Here is a 19,269-nt window from a genome sequence, read left to right as displayed (position 1 = left end):
GACCTTCTCGTCGTGCCCTCTGCCGAGCTCTCCCGCGGCCGCGGCGGCCCGCGCTGCATGAGCATGCCCTTCTGGCGTGAGGACCTCTAAGTCTTTCCGTTTCCGGTGCGGTCTCCCTACAGCCGCACCGGCTTCGCCCGTCAAACGGGTGACACTAATACTTACGTAATTCATTTTTTCGAAAGGAAACGAACCATGGGTGTTAACCTCTCCGGCCGTAGCTTCCTCAAGCTTCTCGACCTCACCACCGAGGAGATCGAGTACCTGCTCAAGCTCTCTAAGAACTTCAAGGATATGAAGCGCGCTGGCGTTCCGCACCGCTATCTCGAGGGCAAGAACATCGTTCTGCTCTTCCAGAAGACCTCCACTCGCACCCGTTGCGCCTTCGAGGTCGGCGGCATGGATCTGGGCATGGGCGTCACCTACCTCGATCCGGGTTCGTCGCAGATGGGCAAGAAGGAGTCCATCGAGGACACCGCCCGCGTTCTCGGCCGCATGTATGACGGCATCGAGTTCCGTGGCTTTGCCCAGGACGACGTCGAGGAGCTCGCTGCTAAGTCCGGCGTGCCCGTGTGGAACGGCCTGACCACTGAGTGGCACCCCACCCAGATGCTCGCCGACATCCTGACCGTCCAGGAGAACTTCAACTACGACATCAAGGGCAAGACCCTCGTCTTCATGGGCGACTGCAAGAACAATGTTGCTCGCTCCCTCATGGTTGTCTGCTCCAAGCTCGGCATGAACTTCGTGGCCTGCGGCCCCGAGGAGTGCATGCCCGCTGACGACGTCATTGAGGCCTGCAAGCCCATTGCCGAGGCTAACGGCTGCACCATCAAGCTGACCACTGACGTCAAGGACGGCGTCACCGGTGCCGACGTTATCTACACCGACGTGTGGGTCTCCATGGGCGAGCCTGACGAGGTCTGGGCCGAGCGCATCGCTCAGCTCACCCCGTATCGTGTCACCTCCGAGGTCATGGCTATGGCCAACCCGGGTGCCATCTTCCTGCACTGCCTGCCCAGCTTCCACGACACCAACACCACGATTGGCGCCGAGAAGTGCGAGCAGTTCGGCATCACCGAGCAGGAGGTCACCGACGAGGTCTTCGAGAGCCCTGCTTCCAAGGTCTTCGACGAGGCCGAGAACCGCATGCACACCATCAAGGCTGTCATGTACGCCACGCTCAAGTAAGAGCATCTAGCATCTCGCTCGGGGTGTATTGCTGCACACCCCGAGCGGCTTTGTCTGGTAAATATCTCGCACCAGGCGGCAGGCACGGCACGGAAGAGCCGCTTCGGGCGAGATCAGTAAATGATTTATGAAGGGGGGATGAGAACTATGACTGAGACCGCTAAGAAAAAGCGCGGTATGCCTTCATCGTTCACCATTCTTCTTGCTCTGCTGGCAATTGTTGCAGTGATTACCGTTATCGTCTCCGGCACGTCCGGCGGCGCGGTTACTGCCGCCCGTCTGAGCGATTTCTGCACCGCCCCGATTAAGGGCTTCGCTGACGCTCTGCCCGTCTGCCTCTTCGTTATGATCCTGGGCGGCTTCCTCGGCATGATGACCGAGACCGGCGCTCTGGACAACGGCATCGCCGTCCTGGTGCAGAAGCTTAAGGGCAACGAGATCATGCTCATTCCCGTGCTGATGCTCATCTTCTCCCTCGGTGGTACCACCTATGGTATGTGCGAGGAGACCGTTCCCTTCTACGCCCTGCTCGCCGCAACCATGATGGCTGCCGGCTTCGACCCGATGGTTGGCGCCGCCACCGTCCTGCTCGGCGCTGGCTGCGGCTGCCTGGGCTCCACGGTTAACCCGTTCGCCGTCGGCGCTGCCGTCGACGCTCTGACCGGCGTTGGCATTGAGGTCAACCAGTCCATCATCATCGGCCTCGGTGCCGTCCTGTGGATTGTTACCACTGCCATGTCCATCTTCTTCGTCATGAGCTATGCCAAGAAGGTCAAGGCTGACAAGGGTTCCACCATCCTTTCGATGCAGGAGCTCAAGGACGCCGAAGAGGCTCACGGCAAGGCTGCTTCCGAGGTTCACAATGAGGTCAAGCTCACCGGTCGTCAGAAGGGTGTTCTGATTGCCTTTGCTTTCACCTTCGTCGTCATGATCGTCGGCTTCATTCCGCTGGCCGACCTCAACGAGGGCGTCGCCAACTTCTTCGACGCTGGCGCTGTCTACGACGCCGACGGTAACGCCGTCGTCCAGGGCTGGTCTGCCCTGATCACCGGCCTGCCCATTGGCCAGTGGTACTTCGACGAGGCTTCCACCTGGTTCTTCCTCATGGCCGTCCTGATCGGTATCATCGGTGGCCTGTCCGAGAAGCAGATCGTCAACACCTTCATCACCGGCGCTGCCGACATGATGTCCGTTGTTCTCGTCATCGCCCTCGCCCGCGGTATCTCCGTCCTCATGGCTAACACCGGCCTCGACGTCTACGTTCTCGACGCTGCCGCCAATGCCTTGGCTGGCCTGTCCGGCGTGATCTTCGCTCCCATGAGCTTCCTGGTCTACTTCGGCCTGTCCTTCCTGATCCCCTCGACCTCCGGTATGGCCACCGTTTCCATGCCCATCATGGGACCGCTGGCTGTTAAGCTCGGCTTCTCGCCCGAGGTCATGGTCATGATCTTCTCCGCCGCCATCGGTGTCGTGAACCTGTTCACCCCGACCTCCGGCGCCATCATGGGCGGTCTCGCCCTGGCCAAGATCGAGTGGACGACCTGGCTCAAGTTTGCCCTTAAGCTCATCGTCGCGCTCTCCGTCGTCTGCGCCATCATCCTGACCGTCGCCTGCGTGTTGCTCTAAGTACCCAACGGGTACCCCACGGAAACCTTGACGATCCTGTAAAGGATCACCTGGTCATCGTCTGTCCGGTGGGGTCAACCCACCGGTAGACTCCTACCTTTAGCCCCCTCCCGTTCCGTGCGCGGGAGGGGGCGCACTTATGTTGCGCGGTTCTACGAACCGCGCAACCAGTCGACGCTGCGCGCCGTCCAGGACGACAATTTGTCATTCAAAAGGCAAGGCATGACCAAAAGGTCTATGCCTTGCCTTTTTCATGCCAACTTGTACGTCCTGGACGTCGCTCGCTGACTCATGCTCCACCTGCGATGTTCCCCTTATTGGTGCAGGGGGCTGTTTGCTCGCTCTGGTGCCCGTTCGCTGTCCGTTCTCTGCCCGCGACGTTTCTGTTGTTGGTGCAAAGGTGTGAGGTTACTTTGCGCCAAAAGGGGAAGTTGCGGTGGAATAGTTCCTGTTTGGCCGTCTTGAGGGGTTAAACAGGAACTATTCCAACGCAACTTATCGATGGCATGTTTGGTTCATGCCTGTTGATGGCCTGGGCATCGGGGAGGGTCTGCTCCGTTATAATCGCCTAGGACATTAAATGGAAACGGGACGGGAGCCATACATGCGTCAGGGTTTCGACAACGCGAAGTATATCGAGCTGCAGGCTGCTCACATTAAGGAGCGCATCTCGCAGTTTGGCGGTAAGCTCTATTTGGAGTTTGGCGGCAAGCTGTTCGATGACTATCATGCCAGCCGCGTGCTGCCGGGTTTTGAACCGGACAGCAAGTTCCGCATGCTCAAGAGCATTGCCGATGATGTTGAGGTCATCATCGCAATCAATGCAAACCATATCGAGAAGAACAAGGCCCGTGGCGACCTGGGCATTACCTATGACGAGGACGTCTTGCGCCTGGTCGATCTGTTCCGCGGCAACGGTTTTGCTGTCGCGGCCGTGGTTATCACGCAGTATGCCGGTCAGCCCGCTGCCGACGTCTTCCGCAATCGTCTGAATGCACTCGGCATTCCCGCCAAGCTGCACTATCCCATCGAGGGCTATCCGCACGACGTCGATCTGATCGTGTCTGACGAAGGCTACGGCAAGAACGAGTTCGTTGAGACCACGCGTCCGCTCGTTGTCGTGACGGCACCCGGCCCTGGCTCGGGCAAGCTCGCCACTTGCCTCTCGCAGCTGTATCACGAGCATAAGCACGGTACCGCCGCCGGCTATGCCAAGTTTGAGACCTTCCCGGTCTGGAATCTTCCTCTGACGCATCCGGTCAATATTGCCTACGAGGCCGCCACGGCGGACCTCGACGATGCCAACATCATCGATTCCTTCCACCTTGAGGCCTACAACAAGACCACGGTCAACTACAACCGCGACGTCGAGGCCTTCCCGGTGGTCCGTGCCCTGATGGAAAAGATCCTGGGCAAGAGCCCCTATCAGAGCCCTACGGACATGGGTGTCAACATGGTTGGATTTGCCATTACCGATGACGATGCCTGCCGCGACGCTTCCAAGATGGAGATCGTCCGCCGCTACTTTACCGCGGTCGAAAATGTGCGCCGCACCGGCGTGGGCGATGAGCAAGTCGACCGTCTCAAGATTATTATGAAGAAAGCCGGCATCGATAAGAACTACTCGCCGGCGCGCTCGGCTGCCCTTACCAGGGAGCAACTGACGGGCGGTCCCGTGGGTGCCATGGTCATGCCCGATGGCTCCGTGGTGACCGGTAAGACCTCCACGCGCCTGGGCGCCGCGAGCTCGCTGATCATGAACGCTCTCAAGCATGTCTCGGGCGTCGACCTTGAGCTTGAAGTCATCAGCGACGAGGCGATCGAGCCCATCAGCAAGCTTAAGACGCACTTCCTGGGCAGCAAAAACCCGCGTCTCCACACCGACGAGACGCTTATGGCGTTGTCAATTACCTCGGCTACGAGCGAGACGGCCGCTCGTGTCCTTTCGGGCCTGGAGCAGCTGCGCGGTTGCGATGCCTTCTTTAGCGTGATTATCTCGCCGACGGACGAGACGGTGTTGCGCAAACTGGGCATCAACGTGTGCTGCGAGCCCAAGTTTGAGCGCCGCGGTTTCTTCCATCGATAAGTTTGAAGTACCGCGGTAATTGCATTGCATTTTGGCCGTATCGGGTTAGCGCCCGGTACGGCTTTTTGATCAATAAAGCGTCTATTTCGGCGAAAAATAGCCGTTTACCTGCTTAGAAACAATTTGAGCGGTATAAAATAACCGTAACTGTTTCATCCTTAGCGGGATGCCGCATGATGGATATTACCTGCCATCGTGAGGTGTGTCGGTCGTGCACGGCGCGCTGGATGCTCGTGCTCGGTTAGAGGAGGCTGCCATGGCGGGCAAGGGTCGTGCGAGTGTCAACGATATGAAGCGTGTCGAAGTGCTGGTGTTGATGGAGATCGCCCAGCAATCCGAAAGTGGCGGGACATATGGTTTCTCGCGCAAAACGCTTGCGGAGCACGTTGGGGTGTCTCCGTATCGAGCCCGTGCCGCAATTGAACGTTTGGATTCTGATGGCTTGATCGAGGTCGTTTCGCGATATAGCGAGGATGGCGGCCAGCTTGCAAATGGTATTTGCCTTACCGAGCGCGGCGGGTGGTATCTAAAGGGCATCCGCGCGGGTATGCTCGTTCAGGATATGCTCGGAGACGAGCTTGCCGATCGGTAGCGATCTGTCGCCTAAGTTGTTGTGACGCCGCTCGGGCCCCGGTCGGCGTTTTGTTTCGAGATTGAGAAATGCGAGCGCGCGCGAGAAAAGATACGAACGGCTTGCGGTCCGAGTATTACAATGAAGACCCGTAAGATGTGTATGGACAACTTCTACGGGAAGCGCAGGTAACTCAATATGACCAAGCATGTGTTCGTAACCGGTGGCGTGGTTTCGTCCCTAGGCAAGGGTATCACCGCGGCCTCATTGGGCCGTCTGCTCAAGTCACGCGGCTACAAGGTAACGATGCAAAAGGCCGACCCGTATCTGAACGTCGACCCCGGTACCATGAGTCCGTTCCAGCACGGTGAGGTCTTTGTGACCGAGGACGGCTACGAGTCCGATCTGGACCTGGGCCACTACGAGCGCTTTATTGACGAGAACCTGACCCGCGATTCTAACTTTACGACGGGCGCCATTTACAAGAGCCTGATTGCCCGCGAGCGCCGCGGTGACTTTTTGGGCGGCACCGTCCAGGTGATTCCGCACGTTACTAATGCCATCAAAGACAAATTCCGCCGCATCGAGGAGCAGACCGGCTCCGACGTTGTCATTACCGAGCTGGGCGGCACGATCGGCGACATCGAGTCGCAGCCGTTTGTGGAGGCTATCCGCCAGTACCGCAAGGAGGCCGGTCCCGAGAACGTCTGCTACATCCACGTATCGCTCGTTCCCTATATCGCCGCCGCACACGAGGTTAAGACCAAGCCCACGCAGCACTCCGTCAAGGAGCTGCGCAGCTTTGGTATCCAGCCCGACATTATTGTGCTGCGCTCCGATCACCATATTGACGACGCTATCCGCGGCAAGATCGCAAGTTTCTGCGACGTCGACACAGACTGCGTCTTTACCAACGAGGACTGCGCGAGCATTTACGACGTGCCGCAGCTGCTCGCTGAGCAGGACTTTGACCTGCGCATTTGCGAGCGCCTTGGCCTCGATCCGCGCGAGCGCGATATGAGCGAATGGAATGAGTTCCTGCGCAAGCAGAATCATGCCAACCATCACGCCGATAAGGTTAAGGTTGCCGTCGTGGGAAAGTACACCCAGCTTCCCGATGCATATCTGTCGGTTATCGAGGCCCTGCATCACGCGGGCGTTTTCTACGATCGTCACGTAGATGTGCAGCTGGTCGATGGTGAGAGCCTCGATGCCGAAAACGTCAACGAGGTTCTGGGCGACGCATCGGGCATCCTGGTTCCCGGCGGCTTTGGCAAGCGCGCCCTGGAGGGCAAGATCCTTGCTGCCGAGTTTGCTCGCGAGCACAAGATTCCGTATCTGGGCATTTGCCTGGGTATGCAGGTTGCCGTGTGCGAGTTCGCCCGCAACGTTGTCGGCCTTGCCGGTGCCAGCTCCTCCGAGTTTGATCCGGACGGTCCGTATAGCGTAATCGACCTGATGAGCTCGCAGGAGGACGTGACCGAGAAGGGCGGCACCATGCGCCTGGGCGCCTATCCATGCAAGCTCGCTGCCGATACCCTCGCGCGTGAGGCGTATGGCGAGGAACTTGTCTACGAGCGCCACCGTCACCGTTTTGAGTTCAACAATGCCTTCCGCGATCAGCTCGAGGACGCCGGTCTTGTCATCTCGGGCCTTTCGCCTGATGAGCGTCTGGTCGAGATGGTCGAGCTGCCGCGCGACGTGCACCCGTGGTACGTGGCCACTCAGGCCCACCCCGAGTTCAAGAGCCGCCCCACCAATCCTCAGCCGCTGTTCCGTGAGTTCGTGCGCGCCTCGATTGGCCAGCATGAGGGTGTCGATCGCCTACAGGTGACGCCCATGAATCGTGCGACGGACTAAGGTTGCCGTCGAACAGGGAACATATCGAAGAAGCTCCTTCGTCGCTCGCTGTGGCGGCGGGGGAGTTTCTTGATTACCTTGCAGTCGAGCGGGGCTTGGCGCGTAACACGATTGCCGCCTATCGCCGAGATCTGACGACCTACTGTGCCTATCTGGAGCGGACGGGTATTGCATCCTTTGAGGAAGTGAGCCGGCGGGTCGTCGAGGATTTTATCGCCGATCGGCGCGACGGGGGCTATTCCGACGCTTCGGTGGAGCGCGCGCTTGCGGCCGTCAAAGGTCTGCATGCCTTTCTGGTGCGCGATGGGGCCGTGGCCCAAAATCCCACGGCGGCATTGCGCTTGCCAAAAAAGGCCGAGCGCCTGCCGGAGTGCCTTTCGGTGGAGGATGTTTCGGCGCTGCTTGACCAGGATTTTCCCGATGGAGAGATGGGTCTGCGCGATCGCGCCATCTTGGAAGTGCTGTATGGGTGCGGCCTGCGCGTGAGCGAGCTGGTGGGGCTCGATGTGAGTGATATCCATGTCGATGACGGCTTTGTGCTGGTTCGCGGCAAGGGCTCCAAGGAGCGTCTGGCCCCTTTGGTGGGAAGTGCGGCGCGTGCCCTGACGCGCTATATATGCGATGGACGCCAGCTTCTGGCGGTTCACGCCCGTGGGACAGAGACGCCGGCGGTTTTTTTAAACAAGAACGGCGGGCGTCTGTCGCGTCAGGGTGTTCACGTCATATGCGAGCGCTACGGGCGCCAGGTGGGGTTGGTGGGCCTCCATCCGCACACGTTGCGCCACTCCTTTGCCACTCACATGCTTGCGGGCGGTGCGGACCTTCGCGTGCTGCAGGAGATCTTGGGGCACGCCGATATATCGACCACTCAGGTCTACACGCATGTCGATCGTACACAGCTGACCGAGGTTTACCTGGCGGCCCACCCGCTGGCGCATCGCTAATACGCTGCCGAGCTGCAATTACATGCTATCAAGGGCGGACCCTCGATTGCTGGAACGTGCTGTTGCACACGTTTTGGCAATCGGGGGTCCGCCCCATTTTGCGCCGTCGGCCAATGTCGCGGTGGGGCGCGCATACCGTGCATGGGGGAGTTTGGGGGCGATGTGAACGGCGTGTAAAGGGATATAAAATTCGCCTCAAGGTCAACTTGAAGGTTGAGGTTGAAAGGCGGGGTGCTACAGGTGGCATCTCGCCTTTGCGTTAAACACAACATATTGTGTTTTCGAACATATGCTCGGGGGTGGTGCCCAATAGTTAGGGGATGGAGTAGTGGGGCGGGGTGGGGGAAGGGGTGGGGAAAGGTGTTGAAAAATGGGGCGGTTCCCCATATTATTAATGACGTCGACAGGCGGGGTGGTTCCCCGCGTACGTGCCATCTGAGTAACCGAGGGGAGGGCGCACATGGGAATGACTGGTGCATACGAGCGCAATCTCGATGCAAAAGGTCGCCTGTCCCTGCCTGCACCCCTTCGCGAGGAGCTTGGAGAGCACGTTCGCGTGTTCAAAGCCCTGGATGTCGATGCTCTGTACGTGTTCTCTGCCGAGGCCTTCGATAAGTGGGTCGAAGGACTCTTCGCGGGTCGTGAGGGCCACGAGGGTTTTAACCCGCGTGACATCAACGACCAGAAGCTCATGAGGGCGATCAACAAGCGCACCACGTCGATGGATGTGGACAGCGCCGGTCGTATCGGTCTTTCTGAGTCTCTCCGCAAGCAGGCGAACCTCGACCGCGAGGTCACGGTTGTGGGTAACTACGACCACCTTGAGGTTTGGGACCGCGCCGCGGCCGATGAGGACGATGACGACGAGGCTCTGCTTGACCTCTTCTTCTCGTAAGGGCAAGGCACGAGTAACGGATGGAGCGTGGGATCTTGACACAAGAATATCGGCATGAACCTGTCATGCTCGGCGAAGTACTTGAGTCGCTGCAGCTAAAGAGCGGCTCCGTTGTCTGCGATTGCACCCTTGGCGGTGCCGGCCATTCGGTAAAGATGGCCGCGCAGGTGGGGGAGACGGGCCTTTTGCTCGGCGTCGATCAGGACGACATGGCCCTCGAGGCCGCTGGCGCCCGTCTGGACCGCGAGGTTCCCGGCGTCCCGCACCAGCTGCTGAAGGGCAACTTCGGCGACTTGGACGAGCTGCTTTGCTCGGCCGAGGTGCCCGGGGTCGATGGCTTCCTGTTTGACTTGGGCGTTTCGTCACCGCAACTCGATATCCCTGGCAGGGGCTTTTCGTATAACGAGGACGCCCCATTGGACATGCGGATGGATCCGGGCAATAACACCTTAAACGCAGCTGAGGTCATCAACACCTATAACGAACACGACCTCGCCCGGATTCTACGCGTCTACGGCGAAGAGAAGTTCGCCTCGCAGATCGCGCGCGAGATCGTGCGCCGCCGCGAGCAAGAACCGATCGAAACCACCGGCCAATTTGTCGAGATCATCAAGGCGGGTATCCCGGCTGCCGCTCGTCGGCATGGCGGACACCCGGCCAAGAAAAGTTTCCAGGCCATTCGCATCGAGGTCAATCACGAGCTCGATGTGCTCGAACGAGGGCTTGATGCCGCCACCAGGTGGCTCAACCCGGGCGGACGTATCTGCGTCATCTCGTATCACTCGCTCGAGGACCGTATCGTAAAGAACCACTTTAAGGAGATGAGCCAGGGGTGCACGTGTCCGCCGGAGATTCCGGTGTGCGTGTGCGGCAACGTGCCGATACTCAAGGTCATCACCCGCAAACCCTTGGTTGCCCAGCCTGATGAGGTTGAGCGCAACCCTCGGGCGAGATCAGCCAAAATCCGCGTGGCGCAGCGTCTGTAGGCGCGACCGCGCGATATTGGACCTCCCGCTCGCACCATAAACGAAGCTTAAACACACTACCAACGTACTCGGGATGGGAGGCGGCATATCATGGGCTACAACACTTCAAGCGCAGCACTCGCCTATGATATGAACGCCATGCCCGCCTATCGTGAGACGCCGCAGGCCCCCGTTGCTCCCCGTGAGCAGCGCGCGCCGCGCTTTGATGTCTACACGGGCGCGGGCCGTCAGGCAAACCAGGCGGTAAGCCCGGTTTTCATGAGCGTTCTTAAAACGTTTTGCATCATTGCGGCTATCTTCATGACGATCGGCGTCGCCCGCGTGGCGCTCGCCGGCGTTACGGCCCAGGTGCTCAACAGCAACGCCGAGCTTACCAGCACGCTCGAAAAGGCGACCGATGAGAGCTCCGACCTGGAGGTCATGCATTCGGTCTATGGCGCCGACACGCGCATTCGCGACCTTGCGGGCGCTTATGGCATGGTGGAGCCCAGCGAGAGCGTTACACTTGACTTTTCGCAGGATGCAGCCGCGGGCGCCAACGCGACCGCGACCGCTCAGTAGCAAGACGGTAGCTGAGTATGACAAATGACTATCGCCGCGGTTCCGATGGGGGCCGCGGTTCTGGACGTCCCTCGTCGCGGGGACGTTCTGGTTATCAAGGAACGGGTCGGCAATCTTACAACGCCGGGCAGTCCCGTGGCAACGACCCGGCGTCGCGACTTCGCGGCTCGGGCGACCCTCAAGTGCATAACACCAGGTCGCGCAAGAGTTCGTCGACCGAATGGCTCACAGGCGCACCTCTGCCTCGCCGCAAAGCCGTCATGGGCTTCATCGGGCTTGGCTTGGGCTTGGGCGTCTTTCGCCTTGCCGACTATCAAATTGTCGAAGCCGATAAACTGCGCGAGCGTGCCGATGCGCGCCGCCTGCTTGCGCAGACCCTCTATGCCAAACGCGGCACCATCTACGACCGCAACGGCAACGTGTTGGCGTCGTCGGTCGAATGTCGCAACATCGCCGTGAACCCGCAGCTTGTCGAGGATGTTGACAAGACGGTGTCGGCGCTGGTCAAGGCAACTGGAATCGATAAAAAGACCTGCCGCAAGCTCGTTGAGTCCGATGGAACCTGGGTGTATATCAAGCGCCAGGTGGACGAAGACGATGTTGCGGCGCTGGAGAAGAAGAACCTGCCCGGCGTGCTTTTTGAGCAGGCCATGAAGCGCGTATATCCATACGGCAATCTGGCATCGCAGGTGCTGGGTGTAGTGAATGTAGACAACGACGGCTTGACGGGTCTCGAAAAGCAATACAACAAGCTTCTGACCGGCACGAACGGTTCTCTCGTACGCGAGCGCGCGAGGGACGGCAGCTATATCGCGGGCGGTGCCTATAAAAAGGTGGCTGCGGTCGACGGCGTTGATATCGTGACGACGCTCGACGTCAATATCCAGCGTGCGGCCGAGGATGCCCTGGCAGAGGCAGTTGAGAAGACTAAGGCCAAGAACGGCTCGGCGCTGGTCACCGATCCTACGACAGGCGAGATTTTGGCAGCCTGCTCGTACCCGACCTACGACCAGACCGATCTGGAGAATGCCAAGACCGAGGATATGAATCTGCGCCTGGTCACCGACGCCTACGAGCCCGGCTCGGTCTTTAAGACGCTCGTGGCGGGCGCCGGCTTCGACTTGGGCGTCGTGCGATCGAGTACGTCGTTTGAGGTGCCGGCGAGCATTAAGGTGGGTGACGATACCGTCACCGATGCCGACAAGCGCGACTATGCCATGACCATGGATGTGCGCGAGATGATGCGCCGTTCGTCCAACGTGGGCTTTGTCCTGGTGGGGCGCAAGATCGGTGCCGACGACTTTGCCGCCTATGTGGACAAGTGGGGCATCGGTCACAGCTCGGGTGTCGATTTTCCGGGAGAGAGCCTGGGTATCGTCAAGGAGCGTGACCAGTATGACGGCGCCACGCTGGGCTCGATGAGCTTTGGACAGGCACTGTCCGTCTCGCCGATTGAGATCGCACGTGCCGTGGGCGGCATCGCCAACGGCGGCGTGATGATGACACCGCACTTCTATAAGTCCAGCAAAGGCGACGAGAAGGACTGGGGTGAAGGCGAGCGCGCGATTTCGGAGGACGCCGCATCCCAGGTGACATCGTGCATGCAGACGGTCGTGTCCGAGGGAACGGGCGTTGGCGGCGCGGTTGACGGCTATGACGTGGCGGGTAAGACCGGTACGGCCGAACGAGCCGACGAGAACGGCGGCTACCTCAAGGAGAACTACATGTCGTCCTTTATGGGCTTTGCACCGGCACAATCGCCCAAGGTGCTGTGCTATATCACGCTCGACGGAACGCCGAGCGGCTCAGATGCCGCTGCGGTGCCGTTCCAGTCCATTATGGCCAACGCGCTCGACGTGCTGGGTATCCCGCGCACGAAGTAGGGGGTTACAATCTTTGGGGCGTGGTTTGTTGTCCCATATGAGGGGTGTTCACATGCCCTGCACCACGCATGCGCGGCGCTGGGATACAATACGCCGATAGCATTATTAGGTTTACAGGGGAGCTGCAATGATAGAGATCGCCGTCAACAACCTCGTGGCCGCAACAGGGGCCCGAACCGTGACGGGAGAAGCCGATCGGGTATGCCGCGGGTGCGTTATCGACTCGCGCCAGGTCGAGGAAGGGACAATTTTCGTCGCCTTTCCCGGTGAAAACGTCGACGGCAATGATTTTGCTTCCCGTGCCGTCCAGTCGGGTGCCGGCGCCGTCGTGATGACGCGTGAGCCCGAGGCCGAGCTGGTCTCGCTGGCGCAGGACAAAGGATGCGCCATCCTGCTGACCGATGATCCCGAGGAGTTTCTGCTGCGTTTGGCGCACGCGTATCGCCTGGAGCTTGGCTGCCTGGTCGTTGGCATTACCGGTTCCATCGGCAAGACGACGACCAAGGACGTGCTAGCCGCTGTGCTCGCCAAGCGCTATCGTGTCTGGGCCACCAAGGGCAATTTCAATAACCTGATCGGCATGCCGCTCACGGTGCTTTCCGCTCCGGCCGATACCGAGGTCCTGGTGCTCGAGATGGGCATGAACCATTTCCACGAGATCGAGCGCCTTTCCCAGTCCGCCAATCCCAACTTTGCCATCGTGAGCAAGATCGGCACCTCTCATATCGGTATTTTGGGCAGCCGCGAGAACATCGCCCGCGCCAAGTCCGAGATCGTCCAGGGTATGTGCGCCGCCGGCGACTATTTGCCGCTGCTGGTTTTGGGTGGCGAGGACGACTTTACGCCGTTCATTCGCGATACGTTCGCCCAGCCTGCTGGTATCGACGTGATGCTGGCCGGCGTCTCGGACGACGATGAGGTCCGTGCCCGCGACATTCGTGTTGATGACGAGGGACGTCCGGTCTTTACGCTCGATTTTGGCCAGGGTGAGACGATCGATACCATGCTTGCCATCCCCGGCGTGCAGTCCGTTCCTAATGCCGTTAAGGCCGCCGCGGTTTCCTATCGCCTGGGCGTGACGCCCGAGCAGATCGATGCTGCTTTTAGGGGCCTCACGATCACCGGTCACCGCCAGGAGATCAAGCGCGCCAAGAGCGGTGCCCGCGTCATCGACGATTCCTATAACGCCAGTGCCGAATCCATGGCTGCTGGCCTCGATCTACTGTGCTCGCTTTCGTGCACGGGGTCTCGCATGGCGATCCTGGGCGAGATGGGCGAGATGGGCGATGAGGCTCCTCGCATGCATGAGCTCGTGGGCGCCTATGCCGCCGCCAAGAAGCTCGACATGCTGGCGTGCGTGGGTGGTGAGCTGGCCCAGCTTATGGCCGATGCCGCGCGCATGATGGGTATGGACGAGGACCGCATCCAGGTGTTCTCCGATTATCAGCAGGTGCTCGACCGCATGGGCGGCGCGCTTGAAAAACATGATGTTGTACTGGTCAAGGGTTCCCGCTTTGTTGAGCTCGACCGCTTTGTGGAAGGTGTGTGCTAGCCCATGTTCGGCAATCCCTCGTATCCAACGTATCAGGCTTTTTTGGGGCTTGGCATCGCCGCTGCCATTGCGCTGCTGCTCATGCCGTGGTGGATCAAGCTGCTCAAGGTCGAGGGTATCGGCCAGCAGGTTCGTGCCGACGGCCCCAAGCGTCATTTGGTTAAGCAGGGAACGCCCACCATGGGTGGCGTTGTCATCCTCGTCGCGATCTCGCTGACCTGCCTGCTGATGGGCAAGCTCACCACCGAGCTCGTGCTCGTGCTGCTCGCCACGCTGGCGACCGGCGTGCTGGGCCTGATCGACGACCTGACCTCCGTTACGCACGGGCGCTCGCTCGGTCTGACGCCCCATGCCAAGATGATCGGCCTAACCATTATCTGTGTCACCTTTACGGTACTTGCCGTCAACTGGTGCGGCGTCGCCCCCGAGATTCGTTTTCCCGGCGGCCTGACGATTGACCTCGGTGTTCTTTCGACCACCATCTGTGGCCTTTCGTTCCCGTGGCTCTACATTGTCTTTTGCTGGCTGATGATCGCCGGTCTTTCTAATGCCGTGAACCTGACCGATGGCCTTGACGGTCTTGCTGGCGGCACCTCCATGATTGCCATGCTCGCCATGGCCGCCATGGCGTTTTTGCACGGAGACGTGAACCTGTCCATCTTCTGCACCGCGTGTGCCGGTGCCTGCTTGGGCTTTCTGTGGTTCAACTGCTATCCGGCGAGCATCTTTATGGGCGATACCGGCTCGCTTGCCCTGGGCGCCGCGTTTGCCTGCACGTCCATCATGACCAACACCGAGGTCGTCTCCCTCATCATCGGCGGCCTGTTTATCGTTGAGACCCTGTCGGTCATGATTCAGGTTGTCTACTTCCACTTTACGCACAAGCGCGTCTTCCTTATGGCGCCCATCCATCATCATTTCGAAAAGAAGGGCTGGGCCGAGACCAAGGTCGTCATCCGTTTTTGGATTATCGCTGCGGCCTTTGGTGCCGTTGGCCTTGCTCTGTTCTTCCAGTTGGGATAGTGGTCTTTCATGCCTCTTGCTGATGTCTTTAGCCTGCTCGTTTTGGGTCAGGGCAAATCCGGTCTCGATGTCGCCCGCTGGGCGCTGGCACATCCCGAGCGCGTAAGCGCCGTTACCGTGTATGGCGGCGGCACCTCTGAGCCCAATGACGCCACGCGTGCGCTCGAGGCTGCTGGTGCGTCGTTTGTCTATGGGACCGAACAGGTCGAGGGCGCCTATGACGTATGCGTGACGTGCCCGGGCATCTCGGAGTTCTCGGGCTTCTTTAAGGCCGGGCGCGAGCATGCCGCCCAGATTATGGGTGAGCCCGAGTTAGCCTATCGCCTGTCGCCCGATAACTGGATTGCCATTACGGGTACCAACGGCAAGACGACTACCACGTCGCTGACTGATTATCTGCTCAAGGCTGCTGGTGAGGCCAGCGTAGCTGTCGGCAACATCGGCGAGCCGCCGGTCAACGAGATTGACGGCCGAGCCCACAACGAGTGGTTTGTGGCTGAGCTCTCGAGCTATCAGATTGCTACGACAACCGAGCTCCACCCCCGCGTGGCGGTGCTGCTCAACATCACTCCCGACCACTTGGGCTGGCATAAGAGCCATAAGAACTACGCGCTTGCCAAGATCAAACTGTTTGACAATATGGTCGATGACGATCTGGCGGTTGTCGACGTCGAAGACGCCGGCATTCACGAGTTCGATGAGTACATCTACACGCCGGGTCGTCGCATCTGCAAGGTTGCCTTTGACGAGCCTGAGGGCGAGGATGCCGCCTTTGTGCGCGACGGCAAGATGGTCGTGCGCCTGAAGGGCGTCGAGACCCCGCTCATCGCTACATCCGAGCTCAAGATCTCGGGCCATCACAATGTTATCAATGCCCTGTGCGCCGCCACGGCTGCCTTGGCGGTCGGTGCCGATGTCGATGGTGTCTGCCGCGGTCTTGCCTCGTTCCAGCCGCTCGAGCACCGCGTGGAGCCGTGTGGCGAGATTGACGGCGTGCGCTACGTCAACGATTCCAAGGCGACCAACACCGATGCGGTCGAGAAGGCACTGACGGCATTTCCCGATGACGACGTGATCTTGCTGCTCGGCGGCCACGATAAGGGCACGCCGCTCACGGACTTCGCGCGCGTCGTTATGGACAACGTGCGCTCGGTCGTCTGCTTTGGCGATGCGCGCGAGCGCTTCACCGCCGCTATGGACGAGGCCGATGTCGATGGCGATGTGGATATCGCCCAGGCGGATGACCTACGCGACGCCGTGGACGTCGCCCGTTCGCTGTCGAGCCGTGGTGACGTGATCTTACTTTCTCCTGCCTGCTCTTCGTTCGATGAGTTCTCGGGCTATGAGGAGCGCGGCCGCGTGTTTAAGGACTACGTGGCCCAGCTTGCCGCTGCAGCGAAATCACAAATGGAATAGGGGTTGCGGTGAGAGAGGAGAGCCCCCGACAAGGTATGAGGAGGCCCGACTCGGACCGTGCTTCCTCACGTCGTATCACACCGCGTTCCAGCCGCGGCGGGCAGTCGTTTAGCGAACGCTATATTGCCGGCGTTCCCGCCCGTATCATGCGCCCCCGTTTGATATTCATGGCCTGCTTGTTTACCTTGGTATGCTTTGGCCTGTTGATGGTGTACTCGGCGTCTTCGGTCGAGGCGCTGCACGAGAATGGCTCGGCGACGTTTTTTCTGGGTCGACAGGCCGCGTTTGCCGTGGTCGGTGTTCTAGCGCTGATTGCCATCGTGCGCGTTTTGCCGGACAGCTGGTTTGGGGAGGATATGCTCAGGATCTTCCTTATCGGCATGATAGGGCTACTGCTTCTGGTGTTCTTGGTGGGCAGCGGCAGCCGTGGCGCCACGCGCTGGCTCAACATCGCCGGTATTCAGTTCCAGCCTTCCGAGTTTTTAAAGCCATTTGCCATTGCGTATTCGGCCATCATGCTTGATCGCTTCTTTTCGCCCGGTGGCAACATCAACGAATTCCTTCGCAAGATGGGCATCTACCTGGGTATTTCGCTCTTTCTGATCTTTATCCAGCCCGATTTCGGTACTGTCCTGATCATCCTGTTGACCCTCATGTGCATGGCGTTGTTTGCGGGTCTCGACCCCAGATTTATCATCGGCGTGCTAATCTTCGGCATTCTCGTGATCGTGATTGCGCTTGTCGCAGAGCCGTACCGTATGGTGCGCATTCAGGTTGCCTTGAACCCTTGGGCCGACGAGTATGGTGACGGCTATCAGGCCACGCTTGCCATCATGGCCTTTGCCTCGGGCGGTCTGTTCGGCCGTGGCATCGGCAACTCAACCATGAAGTACTCGTATCTTCCCGAGGCGCACAATGACTACATCCTGGCCATCATTGGCGAGGAAGTCGGTTTTGTCGGAACCGTGCTGTTCTTCTTGGTGTTTGCGATGCTGATCTACTCGGCGTTTCGCATTGCCGAGCAGGCGACCGATCGTCGGGGCGCGCTTATGGCGTCTGGCTCCGCGGTCATTCTCGCGGTGCAGTTTTTGATTAACGCGCTGGGCATCCTCAACGTGTTTCCCATGACGGGCAAACCGTTGCCGTTTATTAGCTACGGCGGTTCGTCGATTATCGTGTCGCTTATGCTCGCCGGTCTGATCCTGCGCGTTTCGTATGAGAGCGCCCGTCGCGATGAGTACGACCGTCGCCGCGAGAGCTTTGCCGTTATGGACGAGAGCACTGCCGGCGTGGCCCATGTGCGCGGTGAACGACCTTCGCGTAGCGGCTTTACCGTTCTTGATGGTTCTCCATCCGAGCCGGCAGCTCGTCCACGCCCGCGAATGGCTCCGCAAGGTCGTCCTCAGCGCCCCAGCCCTCGCAACGCGGGCGGCGGATATAATCGAATCGATTTGAACTCGGACCCGTCGGCGCGTCTGCGCACCGACGACCAGGGACCGCGTGTACGAAGGGACTACCATGACCGATAAAATGACCGTTGCTATTGCAGCCGGCGGCACGGCAGGACACATCAACCCCGCGCTCGCCTTGGCCGAAGAACTGCGTGATCGTGGCCACCACGTTGTGTTCGTGGGCCAGTCGCGCAAGCTCGAGGGTCGTCTGGTCCCCGAGGCTGGGTTTGATTTTGTGCCCATTACGGTCACGGGCTTCGACCGCTCCCGTCCTTGGACGGCGCTGACCTCGCTGTGGCGTGTCAACAAAGCCAAGCGTGCGCTCGCCAGTCATTTCTCAAAGGTCGGCAAGCCCGACGCCGCCATCGGTTTTGGTGCCTATGTCGAGGTTCCGCTGCTGGGGTGGTGCAAGGGCGCGGGCGTTCCGTATCTGCTGCATGAGCAGAACTCTGTTCCGGGCCTGGCCAACAAGATGATGAACTCCCACGCCGCCCGCGTGTGCATCTCGGTGCCGGCAGCGCGTTCGGTTTTTGAGCGCGAAGGTGGCCCTGACCACGTGCTCATGACCGGCAACCCCGTACGTCGCTCGGTGATCGAGGGCGATCGCGCTCGCGGCCGCAAGGCACTTGGCGTTCCCGAGGACGCTACGCTGCTGCTCGTCTTTGGCGGTTCACTTGGCGCCCAGCACCTCAACGAGCGCGTGGTCTCGCTCAAAAACGAGCTGCTTTCGCGCAAGAACCTCTATGTGTTGCATTCGACGGGTGCCGACGGCTTTGAGGAGACCGAGCGCGCTTTGGCGCTGACGCCCGAGGAGGCGAAGCGTTACCGCGTCCAGCCTTACATCGACAACATGGGCGATATGCTGGCTGCTGCCGATTTGGTGCTCTCGCGTTCGGGCGCATCGAGCGTGGCCGAGATCGCTGCGCTCGCTGTGCCCTCAGTGCTCGTGCCGTATCCGCATGCGACGGCCGACCACCAAACCACCAATGCCCGGTATCTGGTCGACGCCGGGGCCGGCGTGCTCTGCGCCGATGCCGATATCGACGGTTCTGCCTTTGCCGATGAGCTGCTGCATCTGGTCGATGACGCGGCGGCGCGCGACGCCATGCGTCAGGCGGCGCGTGGTCTGGCTCAGGATAGGGCCGCCGCTCTTCTGGCGGATGCGGTAGAGGGTTTGCGTTAGTTAGACGGGATATCGTCGGTCGCCCTCGCGCTGATGCGGTA

General features: G+C 60.0%; 16 protein-coding genes. All 16 read left to right on the top strand.

Translation table 11 applies throughout. From position 1 onward, the window contains the following. The coding region (locus tag ABG996_RS01270; protein WP_221696322.1) for an arginine deiminase family protein at nucleotides 1-90 on the top strand (90 nt) is incomplete at its 5' end. Between the two features lie 105 nt (nucleotides 91-195). After that, nucleotides 196-1,191 carry an ornithine carbamoyltransferase gene (gene argF, locus ABG996_RS01265; RefSeq protein ID WP_006234279.1) on the top strand — a complete coding sequence of 332 codons (996 nt, stop codon included), beginning with the start codon at nucleotides 196-198 and terminating at the stop codon, nucleotides 1,189-1,191. Nucleotides 1,192-1,329: 138 nt separating this feature from the next. Next, entirely contained in the window at nucleotides 1,330-2,817 is a 1,488-nt protein-coding gene (locus tag ABG996_RS01260; protein WP_373094151.1) for a YfcC family protein, read from the top strand. Nucleotides 2,818-3,421: 604 nt separating this feature from the next. After that, nucleotides 3,422-4,903 (top strand): DUF1846 domain-containing protein, encoded by a 1,482-nt coding sequence (locus ABG996_RS01255; protein ID WP_022094206.1) that lies wholly within the window; start codon nucleotides 3,422-3,424, stop codon nucleotides 4,901-4,903. Between the two features lie 256 nt (nucleotides 4,904-5,159). Further along, a complete protein-coding gene (locus ABG996_RS01250) occupies nucleotides 5,160-5,495 on the top strand; it encodes a helix-turn-helix domain-containing protein (RefSeq protein ID WP_347478298.1) in 336 nt (111 codons plus the stop codon). 177 nt (nucleotides 5,496-5,672) lie between these two features. After that, entirely contained in the window at nucleotides 5,673-7,334 is a 1,662-nt protein-coding gene (pyrG, locus tag ABG996_RS01245; protein WP_347478299.1) for a CTP synthase, read from the top strand. A gap of 2 nt (nucleotides 7,335-7,336) precedes the next feature. Then, nucleotides 7,337-8,278 (top strand): site-specific tyrosine recombinase XerD, encoded by a 942-nt coding sequence (xerD, locus tag ABG996_RS01240; RefSeq protein WP_347478300.1) that lies wholly within the window; start codon nucleotides 7,337-7,339, stop codon nucleotides 8,276-8,278. Between the two features lie 460 nt (nucleotides 8,279-8,738). Further along, a complete protein-coding gene (locus ABG996_RS01235; protein ID WP_006234269.1) occupies nucleotides 8,739-9,173 on the top strand; it encodes a division/cell wall cluster transcriptional repressor MraZ in 435 nt (144 codons plus the stop codon). A gap of 20 nt (nucleotides 9,174-9,193) precedes the next feature. Then, nucleotides 9,194-10,159 carry a 16S rRNA (cytosine(1402)-N(4))-methyltransferase RsmH gene (gene rsmH, locus ABG996_RS01230; RefSeq protein WP_117584231.1) on the top strand — a complete coding sequence of 322 codons (966 nt, stop codon included), beginning with the start codon at nucleotides 9,194-9,196 and terminating at the stop codon, nucleotides 10,157-10,159. Nucleotides 10,160-10,249: 90 nt separating this feature from the next. Beyond that, nucleotides 10,250-10,720 carry a hypothetical protein gene (locus ABG996_RS01225; protein ID WP_055309808.1) on the top strand — a complete coding sequence of 157 codons (471 nt, stop codon included), beginning with the start codon at nucleotides 10,250-10,252 and terminating at the stop codon, nucleotides 10,718-10,720. 182 nt (nucleotides 10,721-10,902) lie between these two features. Next, nucleotides 10,903-12,603 carry a peptidoglycan D,D-transpeptidase FtsI family protein gene (locus tag ABG996_RS01220; protein ID WP_347478301.1) on the top strand — a complete coding sequence of 567 codons (1,701 nt, stop codon included), beginning with the start codon at nucleotides 10,903-10,905 and terminating at the stop codon, nucleotides 12,601-12,603. Between the two features lie 127 nt (nucleotides 12,604-12,730). Beyond that, complete coding sequence (locus ABG996_RS01215; RefSeq protein WP_148332212.1) at nucleotides 12,731-14,155, top strand: UDP-N-acetylmuramoyl-tripeptide--D-alanyl-D-alanine ligase; 1,425 nt, start codon at nucleotides 12,731-12,733, stop codon at nucleotides 14,153-14,155. A 3-nt stretch (nucleotides 14,156-14,158) separates the two neighbouring features. Next, the gene (gene mraY / locus ABG996_RS01210) at nucleotides 14,159-15,178 is read left to right on the top strand and encodes a phospho-N-acetylmuramoyl-pentapeptide-transferase (protein WP_006234262.1); all 1,020 of its coding nucleotides are present in this window, start codon (nucleotides 14,159-14,161) and stop codon (nucleotides 15,176-15,178) included. 9 nt (nucleotides 15,179-15,187) lie between these two features. Then, a complete protein-coding gene (gene murD, locus ABG996_RS01205) occupies nucleotides 15,188-16,594 on the top strand; it encodes a UDP-N-acetylmuramoyl-L-alanine--D-glutamate ligase (RefSeq protein ID WP_347478302.1) in 1,407 nt (468 codons plus the stop codon). Between the two features lie 167 nt (nucleotides 16,595-16,761). Then, nucleotides 16,762-18,123 carry a putative lipid II flippase FtsW gene (ftsW, locus tag ABG996_RS01200; protein ID WP_347478303.1) on the top strand — a complete coding sequence of 454 codons (1,362 nt, stop codon included), beginning with the start codon at nucleotides 16,762-16,764 and terminating at the stop codon, nucleotides 18,121-18,123. After that, nucleotides 18,113-19,228, top strand: coding sequence for an undecaprenyldiphospho-muramoylpentapeptide beta-N-acetylglucosaminyltransferase (gene murG / locus ABG996_RS01195; RefSeq protein WP_347478304.1), 1,116 nt, complete (start codon nucleotides 18,113-18,115; stop codon nucleotides 19,226-19,228). The genes ftsW and murG overlap by 11 nt, the downstream gene beginning before the upstream one ends. The last annotated feature ends 41 nt before the right edge of the window (nucleotides 19,229-19,269 follow it).

The sequence above is a fragment of the Collinsella aerofaciens genome (assembly GCF_039836695.1).
In the GTDB taxonomy this organism is placed as follows: domain Bacteria; phylum Actinomycetota; class Coriobacteriia; order Coriobacteriales; family Coriobacteriaceae; genus Collinsella; species Collinsella aerofaciens_BD.
This window is presented reverse-complemented; position numbering and strand designations above follow the sequence as displayed.

Excerpts from the sequence above, each read along its gene's own strand:
- argF (WP_006234279.1), top strand. The coding sequence starts at position 196 with ATGGGTGTTAACCTCTCCGGCCGTAGCTTCCTCAAGCTTCTCGACCTC.
- ABG996_RS01260 (WP_373094151.1), top strand. The coding sequence starts at position 1,330 with ATGAGAACTATGACTGAGACCGCTAAGAAAAAGCGCGGTATGCCTTCA.
- ABG996_RS01255 (WP_022094206.1), top strand. The coding sequence starts at position 3,422 with ATGCGTCAGGGTTTCGACAACGCGAAGTATATCGAGCTGCAGGCTGCT.
- ABG996_RS01250 (WP_347478298.1), top strand. The coding sequence starts at position 5,160 with ATGGCGGGCAAGGGTCGTGCGAGTGTCAACGATATGAAGCGTGTCGAA.
- pyrG (WP_347478299.1), top strand. The coding sequence starts at position 5,673 with ATGACCAAGCATGTGTTCGTAACCGGTGGCGTGGTTTCGTCCCTAGGC.
- ABG996_RS01235 (WP_006234269.1), top strand. The coding sequence starts at position 8,739 with ATGGGAATGACTGGTGCATACGAGCGCAATCTCGATGCAAAAGGTCGC.
- rsmH (WP_117584231.1), top strand. The coding sequence starts at position 9,194 with ATGGAGCGTGGGATCTTGACACAAGAATATCGGCATGAACCTGTCATG.
- ABG996_RS01225 (WP_055309808.1), top strand. The coding sequence starts at position 10,250 with ATGGGCTACAACACTTCAAGCGCAGCACTCGCCTATGATATGAACGCC.
- ABG996_RS01215 (WP_148332212.1), top strand. The coding sequence starts at position 12,731 with ATGATAGAGATCGCCGTCAACAACCTCGTGGCCGCAACAGGGGCCCGA.
- mraY (WP_006234262.1), top strand. The coding sequence starts at position 14,159 with ATGTTCGGCAATCCCTCGTATCCAACGTATCAGGCTTTTTTGGGGCTT.
- murD (WP_347478302.1), top strand. The coding sequence starts at position 15,188 with ATGCCTCTTGCTGATGTCTTTAGCCTGCTCGTTTTGGGTCAGGGCAAA.
- ftsW (WP_347478303.1), top strand. The coding sequence starts at position 16,762 with ATGGCCTGCTTGTTTACCTTGGTATGCTTTGGCCTGTTGATGGTGTAC.
- murG (WP_347478304.1), top strand. The coding sequence starts at position 18,113 with ATGACCGATAAAATGACCGTTGCTATTGCAGCCGGCGGCACGGCAGGA.